This is a genomic window from Pontivivens nitratireducens, from assembly GCF_011290545.1.
Lineage (GTDB): Bacteria > Pseudomonadota > Alphaproteobacteria > Rhodobacterales > Rhodobacteraceae > Pontivivens > Pontivivens nitratireducens.
This window is the reverse complement of the sequence record NZ_CP049811.1, coordinates 1861909-1876752: the sequence shown is the minus strand read 5'-3', so window position 1 is coordinate 1876752 and position 14844 is coordinate 1861909. Positions and strand designations below refer to the sequence as shown.

Sequence of the window (14844 nt, the reverse complement as noted above, 5' to 3'; positions counted from 1 at the left end):
CAACGGGAGACAGTAAATGACCATATTCAACTACGACGTCGATGCAGACGGGATCGCGACACTCAGCTGGGATCTGCCCGGCAAATCCATGAACGTCATGACCCTCGAAGGTCTGTCGGACCTCAACGATGCGATGGACAAGGCGATCGGTGACGATGCGGTCAAGGGCATCGTTATCACTTCCGCCAAGAAGGACTTCGCAGGCGGCATGGATCTGAACATTCTGGCCAAGATGCGTGAGGATGCAGGCGACGAACCCGCGCGCGGCCTGTTCGAGGGCACGATGGAAATGCACAAGCTGCTGCGCAAGATCGAGCGCAACAGCATGGACGCCAAGACCAACAAGGGCGGTAAGCCCGTCGCCTGGGCCTCACCCGGTACTGCTGCCGGCATCGGGCTGGAAATCGGTCTGGCCTGCCACCGCCGGTTCGTGGCGGACAATCCCAAGGCCAAGATCGGGCTGCCCGAAATCCTCATCGGCATTTTCCCCGGTGCGGGCGGAACCACGCGCCTGATCCACATGATGGGCGTGATGGCGGCCTCTCCCCTGCTGCTGGAGGGCAAAATGCTGGCCCCCGCGAAATCCAAGAGCGCGGGCGTGATCGATGAGGTCGTGCCGGCGGATGAGCTGCTGTCGCGTGCGAAGGAGTGGGTGAAGTCCGCGACCGACGCGGATATCGTCAAACCGTGGGACGCCAAGGGCTACAAGATGCCCGGCGGTGCCGCCTATCACCCCGCCGGATTCCAGACCTTCGTGGGCGCGAACGCGATGGTTCACGGCAAGACGCAGGGCGCGTTCCCCGCGGCCAAGGCATTGCTGTCCGCCGCCTACGAGATGACCATGGTGCCGTTTGACACCGCGCTGAAGATCGAGGCGCGCTGGTTCACCAAGGTGCTGATGAACCCGTCCTCCGCCGCGATGATCCGCTCGCTGTTCCTCAACAAGGAAGCGCTGGAGAAGGGCGCCGTCCGTCCCGAAGCTGTCGATGATCAGACGGTCAAGAAGGTCGGCATTCTGGGCGCAGGCATGATGGGTGCGGGCATCGCCTATGTCTCCGCCATGGCGGGGATCGAGGTCGTGCTGATCGACCAGAAACAGGAGAACGCGGACAAGGGCAAGGCCTACTCCGAAAAACTGCTGGACAAGGGCATGAGCCGCAAGAAGGTCACGCAGGAGAAGAAGGACACCGTGCTGGGACAGATCACCGCGACCACCGATCTGCAAGCCCTCGCCGGGGCCGACCTGATCGTCGAGGCCGTGTTCGAGGATGTCGGCGTCAAGGCCGAGATCACCAAGGAAGTCGAGGCGATTGTCGGTGAGGATTGCATCTTCGCGACCAACACCTCCACCCTGCCGATTACCGAACTGGCCAAGGCGTCTGTTCGGCCCGAACAGTTCATCGGCATCCACTTCTTCTCCCCCGTGGACAAGATGTTGCTGGTCGAGATCATCAAGGGTGAGCAGACCGGCGACCGGGCCGTGGCCAAGTCGCTCGACTTCGCACGCCAGATCCGCAAGACGCCGATCGTGGTCAACGACGCCCGCTTCTTCTACGCCAACCGCTGCATTATCCCTTACGTGAACGAGGGTGCGCGCATGGTAGCGGAGGGTGTCGAGCCTGCGCTGGTCGAGAACGCGGCCAAGCAGCTCGGCATGCCGCTGGGCCCGCTGCAACTGACCGACGAGACCTCGATTGATCTGGGCTACAAGATCATGAAGGCGACCAAGGCCGCGATGGGCAACGCCTATCCCGCATCGGGTGCTGACGACGTCATCACCAAGCTGTACGAGGGGGATCGTCTGGGCCGCAAGTCCAACGCGGGCTTCTACGACTATGATGAGAAGGGCAAGCGCGGGATGCTCTGGTCCGGCCTGCGCGACACGTGGGCCCCGAACGATGAGCAACCCGATCTGATTACCGTTCAGCACCGCTTGGCGATGAGCCAGGTTCTGGAGGCCGTTCGCGCGTTGGAGGAAGGCGTGCTAATGGACATCCGTGAAGGCGATGTCGGTGCGATCCTGGGCTGGGGCTTCATGCCGTGGTCGGGTGGTCCGTTCTCTTGGCTGGACATTCTGGGCGCGGAAAAAGCCGTCGAAATCTGCGACGATCTGACCGAGAAGTTCGGAGACCGGTTCGAGACGCCCGCCCTGCTGCGCGAAATGTCCCAGAACGGTGAAACCTTCTACGGCCGCTTCGGACCTGAGGCGAAGGCCGCCGCATAAGTCGTTCATATTTAAGGAAAACAGAAGGGGTCGGAACCATGTGGTTCCGTCCCCTTTTCATGTGGTCATGCAGAGATCAGATTCGCGGGAACCGCGTCCTTAAACATGCCGCGCCGTCGGATAGGCGTAGGAGTTCTAACACCCCTCATCCGGCGTGAGATCGATGGCAATCACCTCGATCTCGTTCGGCTCTCCTCGCAGCGCCACGACAGCGGTATCGCCAACGCTCAGCCCCATCAGGGCGCGCGCGACGGGGGCGGTATAGGCGACGCAGCCATCGGTCGGATTCGCTTCATCCTCACCCGTCAGCTTGATCGTATGTTCGGTGCCGTCCTCAGTCGCATAGGTCACGCGGCTTGCGAACTGGACCGTGTCCAGCGTCGTATCCGGGTGTGTCAGGCGCGCCGTGGCATGGCGGGCATCCCAGTATCGCAGATCCCTGCGATGGCGGGCCAGATGCACCTCATCCGGTCCGGCAGCAATCTGCGCCCGCAATTCCGCGATCCGCGCATCTATCAAGCGCAGACCGCGCGCCGTCACCAGATTGGGTGCGGCGCTGATTGGGTGCTCTGGCAAGATCTCGGGCCGCGACCCGTCGTCCTCCTTCACGAATGCTCGGCTCATGCTATCCTCCTGCACGCAACGATAGCGCGGCACCCCGTTTCGACCAGTCAGCATAGCGGATCCAGATATGGACCTGACGTTGTCAGCGCCACTTGGCGCGACCGTGTCCTGCTCGCTCAGCGCATCCGACGCAGGAACTGCCCCTGCCCCTTATCAGTCTGCAAGGAACTGAGAGATGACATCAACGAAGGCACGCGGTTGTTCGGCGTGCAACCAGTGCCCGGCCCCCGGAATCGTATGGAACGTTGCGTCACTGAAATGCGAGGTGATCTTGGCGTGGTGGACTTCAGTCAGGTAATCTGAGGCCCCACCCGCCACGAACAGTGCTGGGCCGGCGAACTGCCCGCTCACGTCCGGCCAACCGATAATCTTGTCCATGTCCCGTTCGAGGATATCCAGGGCGAGCTTCCATGATGGTCCGTCAGACAGGTCGAGGCTTTGCAGAAAGAACGCCCGCAAAGCGGGATCGGACAGGACAGCGGCCAGGCGTGCATCCGCTTCCGAGCGCCGGGTAATGCCGGTCAGGTCCAGATTGCGCATGATTTCTATGTGGTTGGTATGGTCATGCGCATACGCGACGGGCGCGATATCCGCCACGATCAGCTTTCGCACCTTCGCAGGTTGGGTGAGGGCCAGCATCATCGCGGCCTTTCCCCCCATCGAATGCCCCAGCAGGTCCGCCTGCCCCCCGAGATCGTCTATCACTGCCGCCAGATCCGCCGCTATTTCGTCATAGTTGTGTGGTGACGTATGCGGGCTACCGCCATGGTTGCGCAAATCGACGGCTACCACGTCGCGCAGATCTGAAAGACGTTTCGAAATGACACCCCAATTACGGGCAGAACCGAACAGACCGTGCGCGATCACGAGAGGTGGTTGGCCACTGTTCGCGCGCGCGGGATGTACAATTCGATTTAGTTCTATGGAGGCCATTTTTGATCCTTTTGAGAAATGCTCACTTATACGAAGTTACTTCCGATGATCCAGCCACACCACTAGGCAGGACGGAGGTCCAAATCAGTTCCAAAACATGTATTGAGTATGCTTGAAAAAGAGATGTCATGACTACGAATTTTGCGGCGCAAGGCAGCTTGCGATTAATCTGCACGACCGATCTGCACATGGCGATCGACGGGTCGCGGTTGCTGGCGGATGGGGTGGACAATGCCGGTCTGGCAGCGCTCGCCCCGGCCATCGCCGTGGCCCGGGCCGAGGTAAAACACAGTCTGCTGTTCGATATCGGGGACGCATTTCAAGGCTCCGCACTGACGGATGATCTAGAACCCGACGCCGCCCATCCCATGCAGCAGGCATTCGACATGCTGGGCTACGACGCGCAAACACTCGGGAATCACGATCTGGATTTCGGACTGGATGCACTGGAACATGTGTTGAAGGACGGGCGCATTCCAATGATATGCGCGAACCTACTGTGCCCGATGGGTCAGCCGCTGTTCGACCCATACCGTATTCTGGAGGTGCCTTTCAACGATACGATCCTGCGCGTCGGCATCACCGGCGTTGTCCCTCCGCGTGTCATGCGCTGGAACGGGCACCATCTGCGCACCCGCGCCCGGGTCAGCGACAGCGTGGATGCTGTACGCGGCGTCCTGCCCGAACTGCGTGCCGCCGGGGCGGATATCGTGGTTGTGCTGGCGCATAGCGGAATCGTGCCGATAGATCACGCCGATCTGGATGAGCAGGCCGCCCTGCCCATCGCCAATCTGGATGGTGTGGACGTGGTTTTGTGCGGCCATCAGCATCGAGTTTTTCCTGGACCCGACTTTCCCTCTGTGGATGGTATAGATCCGATAGCCGGCACGTTGAACGGGACTCCGGCGATCATGGCCGGATCCTCGGGGCAGCGGATCGGGGTGCTGGATCTCAGCCTGGCCCACGATGGCAAGTGCTGGTCGGTCTGCGCCCATCGTGCCAGCTTTCGCAGGGCGGCTCCTCAGCGTGATCCTGCCATCGCCGCGATCGCGGCCCCGCATGTTGCGCGCACGCGGGCGCGGCTGGCCGAGCCGATCAGCAGCACGCCATATCCGTTGTGCACGGTCTTTGCCGCAATGGCGGATAGTCGGGCGGTTCGCGTGGTACAGGCGGCCTATCTGGATGCCGGACGACGCGCGCTCGACACGGAATTGCCTCTGCTGGCGGTATCCTCCCCCTACCGCACGGGGGGGCGTTCCGGGCCCGAGGCCTATACCTCTCTGCCTGCGGGAACCCTGTATCACAGCGCGATTTCCGACCTGTGTCCGTTCGCCAACCGGATCATCGCCGTCGAGGCGACAGGGGCGCAGATGATCGACTGGCTGGAAATGGCGAGCCTGCATCTGGGGCATCTGCATTCCGACCAGCCGACGCAACCGCTGATAAATCCTGAAATGCCGGGCTATAATTTCGATGCGGCGCTGGGGCTGACATACCGGATAGACCCGACGCAACCGCCGCGTTTCTGCGTCTCCGGTGCGCTGATCGACCCGACCGCGCGCCGCATCGTCGATATCCATCACGATGGCGCACCGCTGGATCCTGCGCAACGCTTCGCTGTCATCACTAGCAGTTACCGGGTGTCCGGCGGCGGAAACTTCCCCGGCTTGAGCGATTTGCGCATTCTGCACGATGGGATCGGCACGATGAGCGATCTGGTAACCCGCTGGATCAGCGCCAGTCCCGACGGAATAGAGGTGCCGCCACCGTCGTGGCAGTTGAGCCCATCCAATACGGTCCGCGCGACATATCGCACCGGTGCGAGTCGCTCTTCGCAGGACGTTCGGCCGCACCAACTGGTCAGTGCGGGTATCACGGCCGATGGCTGGCATGACTGGGATGTCACCCTGAATCCGCTTGAAGACTGACGTCAGGCCGCCTGCGCGATCACATTCAGGGCGGCGGTGATGCCATCGCCGTGAGGAATGTCGAGCGCCTTCATCCCCGCCTCGATACAGGCGAGGGTTCCCAGCAGGGAATGCGCGTTCAAGTGGCCCATATGGCCGATGCGAAACATCCCGGCACCGCGCGTCTGCGTCATGTCGAGACCCAATCCGATGCCCAGCGTAACGCCAGCCTTCTTCTCACACCAATCGCGCAGTGGGGCGGCATCATGCCCCTCCATCAGGAACGTCGTGACGGACACCGCGCGGTTCGCCTCATCACGAACGTTGGGGCGAACGACGCCGCTCTCGGCCCACTTGTCCCCTGCCGCCCAGACGGCGCGCGCCAGAACCCGGTGCCGTGCCCACGCGGCCCTGACGCCTTCCTCATGCACCAGCATGGTCAATGCCTCACGCAGGCCGTACAGGTGATGGGTCGGGGCGGTGCCGCAAAACCTGTTATAGAACACCTCCGGCGTGGCGCGGAGGGACCAGTCCCAATAGCCGGTACGACAATCCGCGCTCTGCCAAGCTTGGGCGGCGCGCGGTCCAAAGAACACGAAGGCCATGCCAGCCGGGGTCATCAACCCCTTTTGCGAGCCTGTGATTGCGACATCCACGTTCCAATTATCCATCTCGAACGGCTCACAGCCCATACTGGCGATGCAATCGACCATGAACAGCGCATCGTGGCCCGTCTGGCGGATCGCGGCACCCAGCGCCTCGATATCGTTGCGGATCGAGGTAGCGGTGTCGGTCTGCACGCACAGAACGGCCTTGATACGGCCATTGTCGGCTCGCAACGCTTCGGCCACCCGCGCAGGGTCGATCGGCACGTCAGTTCCGAAATCGATCATGTCAGAGGTCACGCCCAGCCTGTGAGCCATGCCGCGCCAGCCTTGCGCGAACCGGCCCGTTGCCAGAACCAGAACGTGATCGCCCCGGCTCAGCACATTGGTGAGCGCGGCCTCCCATCCGCCATGGCCGTTCGCGATGTACATGGCCACATCGTGCCGGGTGCATGCCACGGTTTTGAGATCCTCGGCAATGCCGGGCACCATGTCGATCAGTTCACCATCGTAGATGTTGGGAGAGCCGCGATGCATCGCCCGCAAAACACGCTCCGGTGCCGGGCTGGGGCCGGGAATGGCGAGCATCTGTTGTCCGAAAGCAAGGGTCATGGCGGGCTCCTGATAGATAGGCAGATCAGACTGCCGCGCGGCGGTCCTGTCCAGTCCGCCACCGCGCCTTTTTCGTATCAGGTACAATCACACGCGGTCACCCGCGGTCAAAATAACCGCGCAGGATGCGGCCATAAATCGTCTTGAGCTGGTCGATCTGTTCGACACGCACGTGTTCATCCACTTGGTGCATGGATTGTCCCACCAGACCGAATTCGACGACAGGGCAATGGCTCCTGACGAAGCGCGCGTCCGAGGTGCCGCCGCTGGTGGACAGCACCGGGTTGAGGCCCGTCTGCGCCGTGACCGCTTGGCCGATCAGGTCGGATAATTCGCCGGGTGGTGTCACGAAACTCTCACCCGACACCTTGATCCGCAGGTCGAGGGTAATGCCGGTATCCGCCTCAATCCGCTGCGCCTCCTCCTGCAACCACGCGCTCAGATCGCGGCTGTGATGGGCATCGTTGAAGCGGATGTTCACGCAGGCCGTCGCCTGCGCCGGGATCACGTTATTTGCCGGATTGCCGGTATCCACCGTCACGATGGCCAGCGTCGAGGGGTCGAAATGATCGGTCCCGGTGTCCAACTCACGGCTCGCCAGACGGTCGAGATATCTGACCAGAGGCTGCAGCGGATTCAGCGCCCGGTGCGGATAGGCCGAATGCCCCTGACGGCCGCGCGCGGTGATCCATGCGGACATCGAGCCGCGCCGCCCGATCTTCATCATCTCGCCCATCTGTTCGGGGCAGGTCGGCTCCCCCACCAGACAGTGATCCATCGCCTCACCGTTGTCCTGCATCCAGTCGAGGATGGCAGCCGTGCCATCCACGCCGTCGCCCTCCTCATCCCCGGTGATGGCTAGGACGATGGAACCATCGGGCGGAGTGTCGCGCACGAAGTCGATGGCAGCGGCGGCAAAGGCCGCGACTCCCGATTTCATGTCGCAGGCACCGCGCCCGTACAGGATGCCATCCTCGATCCAGGCGGAAAACGGCGGATAGGTCCAGTCGTCCGGATTGCCCACCGGCACCACATCCGTGTGACCGTTGAAACCGAAGGTCCGCCCGTTGCGCCCCTCGCCCCAGCGAGCGAAGAGGTTGGCGATGCCGTTGCGATCGCAACGCTGCGTGGCAAAGCCTGCCTCGCTCAACACTTGGTCCATAACCTCGATGGCGCCGCCTTCCTCGGGCGTGACGGAGGGGCAGCGGATCAGTTGTTGCGTCAGGGCGACGGGATCGACGCTCATTCGCGCAAATCCGTCGTGTCGAGGCGCAGCAGGCCAAACGTGCCGTCCGCCTGCAATTGCCAGATCAGATACCCGCCACCGAGCAGCGTTTCACCCTCGCTGACCTGCCAATCGACAGCCAGGACAGTGCCGGGATAATCCGGCTGCTCATGATACCAGGTCAGACGCAGCACCCGGCGTGGCGCGCCGAAATCGGCGGTGGGACCGACGGCAGCGGCAAATTGTTCCAACGTCACGGCCCGGCGCAGCGCGGGTGTGGCCAGTCCGTAGGCAATGGCCAGATCGCCCCGGTCGAGTGCGGCCCAGAACGCCGCCGTCGCCCCCAGTGCTGCACTGGTCATGTCGCGGCTGGGCGTGAACTCCCCAACGATGCGCTGGTCGATGCCATCCTGCGCATGGGCGACGGTCACGGGGGCCAACGCGAGCAATGCCGCGCAGAGTGTCTTGCGTATCATTCCAGTTCCAATCCCATCAGGTCCGCCGCGATTTCCACCACATCCTCGGGCGATCCGGCCAGTCCGTCCGCCTCAGCCATGTGCAATTCCTCCGGTTCCGCGAATCCCCACAGCGCGCCGATGGTGGGAATGTCGTTGTTGCGCGCCCCGTCGATATCGTGCCGACGGTCGCCCAGCACGATGCAGCGCGCCGGGTCATGCCCGGTTTCGTTCAACGCAAAGGCGTAGAGCGAGGTCTTGTCGGAATTCTCACCGCTGATTTCGGAGCCGAAGATGCGATCCACGTGGACGTCGAGGCCGAGCGCCTCCGCCTGCCGTTCCGCCACCGGCGTGGGCAGGACGGAGGTGATGTAGATCGCCACCTCCAGATCCCGGAATAGGTCAATCATCTCCCCCACGTCGTCCTGCAACAAAACGTCACTGACCCCGCCCACCATGTAGGCGGCGTAGAAATCCGTCACCGCGTCCCCGATATCCGCCCCCGGTCCCAACAACACTTCGAGAACCTCGAAGATCGGCAGGCCGATGGTCCAACCCAGTTCCGCCCGCGACGGCGCATCGACGCCTTGTGATTTCAGCGCCAGCCCCAGCGCAGGGAACCACCCGTCGGAGGGATCGGCCAATGTGCCGTCAAGGTCGAGAAAGATGGCCTGCATGTCGTACTCCCGTAAACCTGCCCCAGACCTATGCCCCACGCCGCGCGCGGGCAAGCCTCGGTCGCAGGCAAATACGGGGGATCGGCAAGGGCCTCAGTAGGGAACAGGCCACTTTCGATGCAACGCGGCGATCCCGTCCAGCACCGCATCGCTCAATGTCAGATTGACCGCGTCCAGCGCGATATCCAGTTGTGCCAGCGACGTCGCGCCGATGATCGTCGAGGCCATGAACGGACGAGAGATGCAGAACGCCAGCGCCATCTGCACCGGGTCCAGATCGTGCGATCTGGCAAGGGCCACGTAATCATCCGCCGCGTCGAGCGTGTGGTCGTTCATGCGCCCGCCCAACCCCTCGGCCGAGACATCGCGCCGGGATCCCTTCGGAATGACATCGCCGGAATATTTCCCGCTCAGCAAACCGCAGGCAACAGGCGAATATGCCAGCAGACCCACCTGTTCGTGATGCGACAGTTCCGCCATGTCCAGATCATGGTGGCGGTACATCAGGGAATATTCGTTCTGTACGCTCACGACACGCGGAAAGCCCTCTTCGCGCGCGATCTGCAACATTCTCGCGATGCCCCACGTGGTGTCGTTGGACACGCCGATCCAGCGGATACGACCCTGCTCCACCTGTTCGCTCAACGCCTCCAGCATCCGGCGCAGATCGTCGTCCACGTCCTGTCGGTCCTGATCCGAGGGGTCATAGGCCCATTGCTTGCGGAAATGGAAATGCCCCCGGTTCGGCCAATGTGTCTGATAGAGGTCGATCGTGTCCACGTTCAACCGGCTCCGCGAACCCTCGATGGCATCGGTCAGCGATGCAGGGGTGATCGGCGCGCCGTCACGCAGATGAGCAAATCCAGCGCCCACGATTTTCGTGGCGACGATCACCTCGTCACGGCGTTCGGTCTTCTTCAGCCATGATCCGATGATACGCTCGGTCTGGCCGCAGGTTTCCGCCTTGACCGGCGTCGTGGGATACATCTCCGCCGTGTCGATGAAGTTGACGCCCCGCTCCAATGCGCGGTCGATCTGGGCGTGGCCCTGTGCCTCGTCGTTCTGGCTGCCCCATGTCATGGAGCCGAGACAAATTTCACTGACGTCGAGATCCGACGTGCCGAGGCGATTGCGTTTCATGGGAATGTCCTTGTTCTGTCCGGGCGGCACATAGCGCCACCCTCGGCGCGGTCAAAGCCGGTGGGCAAGACGATCAGTCGTAATAGGGTGTCATCTGCGCGATGACGACCGCGTTCTCCGCCAGGGCCCGGTCCATCAACGCGCGTTCCTCCGCGTCGATCTCATGGCCCTCGGCCTCCCGCTCCTCAGGTGTGCCATAGCCGGTCACGTCCAGCGGCGACAGGCCCGCCTGTTTCAGCAGAGCGACCGCCTCACGCACGGCCTCGGCCTCATCCACGCCGGACGAATACAGCATCATCGCGCCGCCCGTTGCCTTCTTGGGCAAGTCGTCCTCGGGCGAGCGTCCGATTTCCACCAGCAAGGTATAGACCTGCTGGCGGCTTTCTTTCTTAGCCATTCTTCTGTCTCCAAATATCCCGCCGGAGGCGCCTCAGTCGCGCAACAACTCGTTGACGGAGGTTTTGGACCGGGTCTTCTCGTCCACCCGCTTGACGATCACGGCGCAGTACAGATGCACACCGTTGCTCGATGGCATGGAGCCCGCGACGACAACGGAATAGGGCGGAACCTCACCGTAGAACACTTCGCCGCTCTCCCGGTCCACGATCTTGGTGGACTGGCCGATATAGACGCCCATGCCCAGAACAGACCCTTCGCGCACGATGCAGCCCTCGACCACCTCGGAGCGGGCACCGATAAAGCAGTTGTCCTCGATGATCGTGGGATTCGCCTGCATCGGCTCCAACACGCCGCCGATGCCGACACCGCCGGACAGGTGCACGTTCTTGCCGATCTGTGCGCACGATCCGACCGTGGCCCAGCCATCGACCATCGCGCCCTCATCCACATAGGCCCCGAGGTTCACGAAAGAGGGCATCAGCACCACGCCCTTCGCGATATAGGCGGAGCGGCGCACGATGGAGCCGGGAACCGCGCGAAAGCCTGCATCGCGCCACTGGTTGTCGCCCCAGCCCTGAAACTTGGACGGAACCTTGTCCCACCATGTCGCACCGCCATTGCCGCCAGGAATGGTTTCCATGTCGTTGAGGCGGAAGGACAGCAGGACCGCCTTTTTCGCCCATTGGTTCACATGCCAGTTCCCGTCGCGCGGCTCCGCCACACGTAATGCGCCGGTGTCGAGGGCGGCCAGAGTCTCCTCCACCGCCTCACGCACCTCACCCGTTGTGGTGGTGGAGATGTCGGCGCGGTTTTCCCATGCGGCGTCGATGGCGGATTCGAGCTGAGCGGTCATGGCGGTCCCTTTTGCTTGGTTGTCCCCTGCCCTATAGGCGAGGTGGCCGGATCGCGCAATCAGTCGCCGGGGACCAGCACGTATTCCGTGATCAGGGTGCGTTGCAGGAACATGAAATTGTCGTCCGAAATCATCGTCAGGCGCAGCTGCCCCTGCGCATCGCGCCAGACGTCCAGTCCCTCGGCATTGTCCAGATCGCTGACCGGCGGCACGTCGTATCGCATGTCGCTCAATTGCCCGTCCATTAATGCGGGATCCATCGCGAAACTGCGCACCTGCACGCGAAAGCTGAACCCGGTGAAGTGCCGCTCCAACACGTAGAGCCGCCCGTCAGGCCCGACATCCGCATCCGTCGGCAGGAAAGGCGGCTCTCGCGGAATGCTCAGATTGGTATCCCAGACGCCATCACGCAATCGGTAGATGGGAAAGGGCCGTTCCAGCGCGCCTGACCGTTCCGGTATGGCCAGGATCGCGCCCTGCGGGGTGGTGGTCAGCGCCTCGATCCCCGAATTGGTTTGCAGCGTCGCGATCCCCTCGGGCACCGCGACATCCATCGGCACGGCGCCGATGGCATCATACCGCCAGATCGCATTGCGTCGTTCGAGCGAGATCAGCAGGTCATCGCCCAGCATGGCAAGGGATTCGGCATCCGCGTCCTTGTCGAACAGCACCGTAGCATCGGGCGCGGTCAGACGGTGCCGCGCCTTTTCATGCACTCCGGTCAGGCGGCCGTCGGCATGGCGGATCAGATCGGCCTCGATCAGCAGGCCCTTGTCGCTGACGGCGATCAGCGACATGCCGTCCGGTGCCATCAGCAATCCCGACAAGCCGCCGAAATCGGCCCCCTGCCCGTTCCATTCGATCTGGGCGCTGCGGCGGGCCGGCTCCGTGACCGAGCCTGCGACGCCGCTGCCACAGCCACCGGCCAGAACCGCGAACAGCGCAAAGGTGGGGACGGCGATACGCATCAATTCGCGATCACCATGCTGCATTGTTGCGGCAGGTCGGCCATGGTCAACTGTCGGCGCGGTGCCGGGGGTGGCGCAGCGAGATCTGCGGGCGGTGGGTTCAGCGCCTCCTCCGATGTCCACCAGGCCAGCGTTTCGTCACAGCCGTCACCTGCCGGGATCGGAGCCTGATTTTCACACCAGTTCGCCCCTGCCGGGCAGTTGAGCCGCACGTGGAAGTGGTAGTTGTGCCCCCACCACGGACGGATCTTGCGCAGCCAGTCGCGGTCCGGGCCGGCGGTGCGGCACATCTCCTGCTTGACGGCGGCGGCCACGAAGATGCGGGCCACCGCCGGGTCCGTTGCCGCGGCACGCAGAACCGCCTGATGGCCGGGTGTCCAATTGGCGTTGACGCTGCGCTGATCCTCGGTCCGGACGGAGATCGAGCTGAGGTCCTCACGCTGCTGCCGGGTCAGGTCCAATCGGGACGGGGGCAGCATCCAGATATCGGCGTCCAGCCCCATCTGGTGCGAAGCATGACCGCTGAGCATCGGGCCGCCGCGCGGCTGGCTGATGTCACCGACATAAATTCCGTTCCACCCGGCCTCATTCACTGCACGCTGGCTCAACCGCCAGATGAAGCTGATCATGTCAGGGTGGCCCCAGTTGCGATTGCGGCTCAGGCGCATCGCCTGCCACGTCGGGCCGGTTTCGGGCAATTGCACGGCCCCCGCAACGCAGCCCCGCGCGTAGGAGCCGTAGGGTTCGGGCGAACCGGGCGTGCCTTGCTCGGCTGTGCCGAACAGTTGGCGGGCCTCGGTCTGGGCCGAAGCGGGAACCGCCAACAGGGCGGCAATGGCAATCAGGACAGGTTTAAGCACGAGACATATCTCCTTTGGGACGCACCCAGATTAGCAACACGAGGCCCAGAACGAACAAGCCCACCACCGGCGTGACACCCAACCGTTGCGAGGACGTCACGTCGGTGACGAAGCCGATCAGGAACAGGCCGAGGAACGCCGTCGCCTTGCCCGCCAGACCGTAGAGACCGAAGCTCTGCGTCATCACCGCCGGATCGGATGCCTGCCGCACCATCAGGGACCGGGAGGACGCCTGTAATGCGCCCCCCGCAGCCCCGATGAGCGCACCCAGACCGAAGAAAACGAGCGTCGGCACCCCGCTGTCCGGCCCAAGGTCGACGCCCGCGAAGCTGGTCGCCGTGGTCAGCGTCAGGGTCAGCGAAAACAGCGCCAGCGACGCGGTACAGAACACCACGACCGGTTTTGGCCCCAGCCTGCTGTCGAACCGCCCGCCGACCCACGCGCCCAGCGCCCCGGTCACGGTGGCCAGAATCCCGAATGCGCCCAATTCGATGATCCCGATGCCCAGCACGCCCGCCGCGTAGATACCGGCAAAGGCATAGAGCGCCGCCAGCGCATCGCGATAGAGCATCGACGACAGCAGGAACGTCATCAGCGAGGGGCGCTTGGGTAATTGCCCGATCATGCGGGCCAGTTCCTGCAATCCCCGTCGGGCGGAGACAGCCACCGGCTTGCGCTTCACATCGGGCGTGAACAGAAACAGCGGAATGATGAAGACCGTGTACCAGATCGCGGAAAAGGGACCGGCGGCGCGGCTGCCCTCCCCCATCGCGGGGTCCAGGCCAAGGATCGGCGCGATGCCCAGCATCGTCAGTCCGGTCTCGGGATCGCCCGCCATCAACCCCAGCACCAGAATCAGCGAGACCAGCCCCCCCAGATAGCCCATCGCCCAGGCGGAGCCGGAAATCCGCCCGATCTCACTCTCCGATCCCAGATCGGGCAGCATCGCGTTGAGGAATATGAACGCCAGTTCGGTCGTGATCAGCGCCAGCGCGAAGGCCAGCAGCACGATCATCGGCTCGTCCATCCCTGGAACGCCCAGCCACAGCGCGGCGACGGCCAGAACGTGCAGGGCAGACAGCCCGGCGATCCACGGCTTGCGCGGGCCGGACACATCGGCCATCGCGCCCAGGATCGGGGCCAACACCGCGACGATCAGCGCGGCGGTGCCGGTCATGTAGCCCCAGGTCGCCTGCGCCTGATCGCCGCCACCCAGCCCGAACTCCACAAAATACGGCGCGAAGACGAAGGTGATGCACAATGTATGAAACGGCTGACCTGCCCAATCGGCGAGCATCCAGGCCCGCACACCGCGTTTGCTGACTTGCGCCATTGATGACCCCTCCGCCATATCTCGATGCG

General features: G+C 63.3%; 14 protein-coding genes. 2 read left to right on the top strand and 12 right to left on the bottom strand.

Annotation, left to right across the window (positions count from 1 at the left end):
• Nucleotides 1-16 precede the first annotated feature (16 nt).
• Nucleotides 17-2224 (top strand): 3-hydroxyacyl-CoA dehydrogenase NAD-binding domain-containing protein, encoded by a 2208-nt coding sequence (locus G8E03_RS09280; RefSeq protein ID WP_166190946.1) that lies wholly within the window; start codon nucleotides 17-19, stop codon nucleotides 2222-2224.
• A gap of 135 nt (nucleotides 2225-2359) precedes the next feature.
• On the opposite strand, the gene G8E03_RS09275 is transcribed toward G8E03_RS09280, so the two are convergent.
• Nucleotides 2360-2848: a GreA/GreB family elongation factor gene (locus G8E03_RS09275; RefSeq protein ID WP_166190944.1), complete on the bottom strand. Its 489-nt coding sequence runs from the start codon at nucleotides 2846-2848 to the stop codon at nucleotides 2360-2362.
• A gap of 153 nt (nucleotides 2849-3001) precedes the next feature.
• Entirely contained in the window at nucleotides 3002-3781 is a 780-nt protein-coding gene (locus G8E03_RS09270) for an alpha/beta fold hydrolase (protein ID WP_166190942.1), read from the bottom strand.
• Nucleotides 3782-3909: 128 nt separating this feature from the next.
• On the opposite strand from G8E03_RS09270, the gene G8E03_RS09265 reads away from it, so the two are divergent.
• A complete protein-coding gene (locus tag G8E03_RS09265; protein WP_166190941.1) occupies nucleotides 3910-5709 on the top strand; it encodes a 5'-nucleotidase C-terminal domain-containing protein in 1800 nt (599 codons plus the stop codon).
• 2 nt (nucleotides 5710-5711) lie between these two features.
• On the opposite strand, the gene G8E03_RS09260 is transcribed toward G8E03_RS09265, so the two are convergent.
• The 10 genes from G8E03_RS09260 to G8E03_RS09215 all read right to left on the bottom strand — a co-directional run bounded on the left by G8E03_RS09260 (nucleotide 5712) and on the right by G8E03_RS09215 (nucleotide 14815).
• Nucleotides 5712-6905: a pyridoxal-phosphate-dependent aminotransferase family protein gene (locus G8E03_RS09260; RefSeq protein WP_166190939.1), complete on the bottom strand. Its 1194-nt coding sequence runs from the start codon at nucleotides 6903-6905 to the stop codon at nucleotides 5712-5714.
• Nucleotides 6906-7002: 97 nt separating this feature from the next.
• Nucleotides 7003-8151, bottom strand: a complete 1149-nt coding sequence (gene dapE / locus G8E03_RS09255; protein ID WP_166190937.1) for a succinyl-diaminopimelate desuccinylase — start codon at nucleotides 8149-8151, stop codon at nucleotides 7003-7005.
• Nucleotides 8148-8606, bottom strand: coding sequence for a hypothetical protein (locus G8E03_RS09250; RefSeq protein ID WP_166190935.1), 459 nt, complete (start codon nucleotides 8604-8606; stop codon nucleotides 8148-8150). Before G8E03_RS09250 ends, dapE begins: the two co-directional genes overlap by 4 nt.
• Nucleotides 8603-9262, bottom strand: a complete 660-nt coding sequence (locus G8E03_RS09245) for an HAD hydrolase-like protein (protein ID WP_166190933.1) — start codon at nucleotides 9260-9262, stop codon at nucleotides 8603-8605. The genes G8E03_RS09250 and G8E03_RS09245 overlap by 4 nt, the downstream gene beginning before the upstream one ends.
• Nucleotides 9263-9355: 93 nt before the next feature.
• Nucleotides 9356-10402: an aldo/keto reductase gene (locus G8E03_RS09240; protein ID WP_166190931.1), complete on the bottom strand. Its 1047-nt coding sequence runs from the start codon at nucleotides 10400-10402 to the stop codon at nucleotides 9356-9358.
• A 73-nt stretch (nucleotides 10403-10475) separates the two neighbouring features.
• Nucleotides 10476-10799, bottom strand: coding sequence for a hypothetical protein (locus G8E03_RS09235; protein ID WP_166190929.1), 324 nt, complete (start codon nucleotides 10797-10799; stop codon nucleotides 10476-10478).
• Between the two features lie 33 nt (nucleotides 10800-10832).
• On the bottom strand, nucleotides 10833-11654 hold the full coding sequence (dapD, locus tag G8E03_RS09230; protein WP_166190927.1) for a 2,3,4,5-tetrahydropyridine-2,6-dicarboxylate N-succinyltransferase: 822 nt from the start codon (nucleotides 11652-11654) through the stop codon (nucleotides 10833-10835).
• Nucleotides 11655-11713: 59 nt separating this feature from the next.
• Nucleotides 11714-12622: an esterase-like activity of phytase family protein gene (locus G8E03_RS09225; protein ID WP_166190925.1), complete on the bottom strand. Its 909-nt coding sequence runs from the start codon at nucleotides 12620-12622 to the stop codon at nucleotides 11714-11716.
• Entirely contained in the window at nucleotides 12622-13482 is an 861-nt protein-coding gene (gene mepA / locus G8E03_RS09220; protein ID WP_166190923.1) for a penicillin-insensitive murein endopeptidase, read from the bottom strand. The genes G8E03_RS09225 and mepA overlap by 1 nt, the downstream gene beginning before the upstream one ends.
• The gene (locus tag G8E03_RS09215; RefSeq protein ID WP_166190921.1) at nucleotides 13475-14815 is read right to left on the bottom strand and encodes an MFS transporter; all 1341 of its coding nucleotides are present in this window, start codon (nucleotides 14813-14815) and stop codon (nucleotides 13475-13477) included. The genes mepA and G8E03_RS09215 overlap by 8 nt, the downstream gene beginning before the upstream one ends.
• Nucleotides 14816-14844 lie beyond the last annotated feature (29 nt).

Bases quoted from the DNA above. Each gene is read 5' to 3' on its own strand.
- G8E03_RS09280 (WP_166190946.1), top strand. From the start codon at position 17: ATGACCATATTCAACTACGACGTCGATGCAGACGGGATCGCGACACTC.
- G8E03_RS09270 (WP_166190942.1), bottom strand. From the start codon at position 3,781: ATGGCCTCCATAGAACTAAATCGAATTGTACATCCCGCGCGCGCGAAC.
- dapE (WP_166190937.1), bottom strand. From the start codon at position 8,151: ATGAGCGTCGATCCCGTCGCCCTGACGCAACAACTGATCCGCTGCCCC.
- dapD (WP_166190927.1), bottom strand. From the start codon at position 11,654: ATGACCGCTCAGCTCGAATCCGCCATCGACGCCGCATGGGAAAACCGC.
- G8E03_RS09240 (WP_166190931.1), bottom strand. From the start codon at position 10,402: ATGAAACGCAATCGCCTCGGCACGTCGGATCTCGACGTCAGTGAAATT.
- G8E03_RS09225 (WP_166190925.1), bottom strand. From the start codon at position 12,622: ATGCGTATCGCCGTCCCCACCTTTGCGCTGTTCGCGGTTCTGGCCGGT.
- G8E03_RS09215 (WP_166190921.1), bottom strand. From the start codon at position 14,815: ATGGCGCAAGTCAGCAAACGCGGTGTGCGGGCCTGGATGCTCGCCGAT.
- G8E03_RS09245 (WP_166190933.1), bottom strand. From the start codon at position 9,262: ATGCAGGCCATCTTTCTCGACCTTGACGGCACATTGGCCGATCCCTCC.
- G8E03_RS09235 (WP_166190929.1), bottom strand. From the start codon at position 10,799: ATGGCTAAGAAAGAAAGCCGCCAGCAGGTCTATACCTTGCTGGTGGAA.
- G8E03_RS09260 (WP_166190939.1), bottom strand. From the start codon at position 6,905: ATGACCCTTGCTTTCGGACAACAGATGCTCGCCATTCCCGGCCCCAGC.
- G8E03_RS09275 (WP_166190944.1), bottom strand. From the start codon at position 2,848: ATGAGCCGAGCATTCGTGAAGGAGGACGACGGGTCGCGGCCCGAGATC.
- G8E03_RS09250 (WP_166190935.1), bottom strand. From the start codon at position 8,606: ATGATACGCAAGACACTCTGCGCGGCATTGCTCGCGTTGGCCCCCGTG.
- G8E03_RS09265 (WP_166190941.1), top strand. From the start codon at position 3,910: ATGACTACGAATTTTGCGGCGCAAGGCAGCTTGCGATTAATCTGCACG.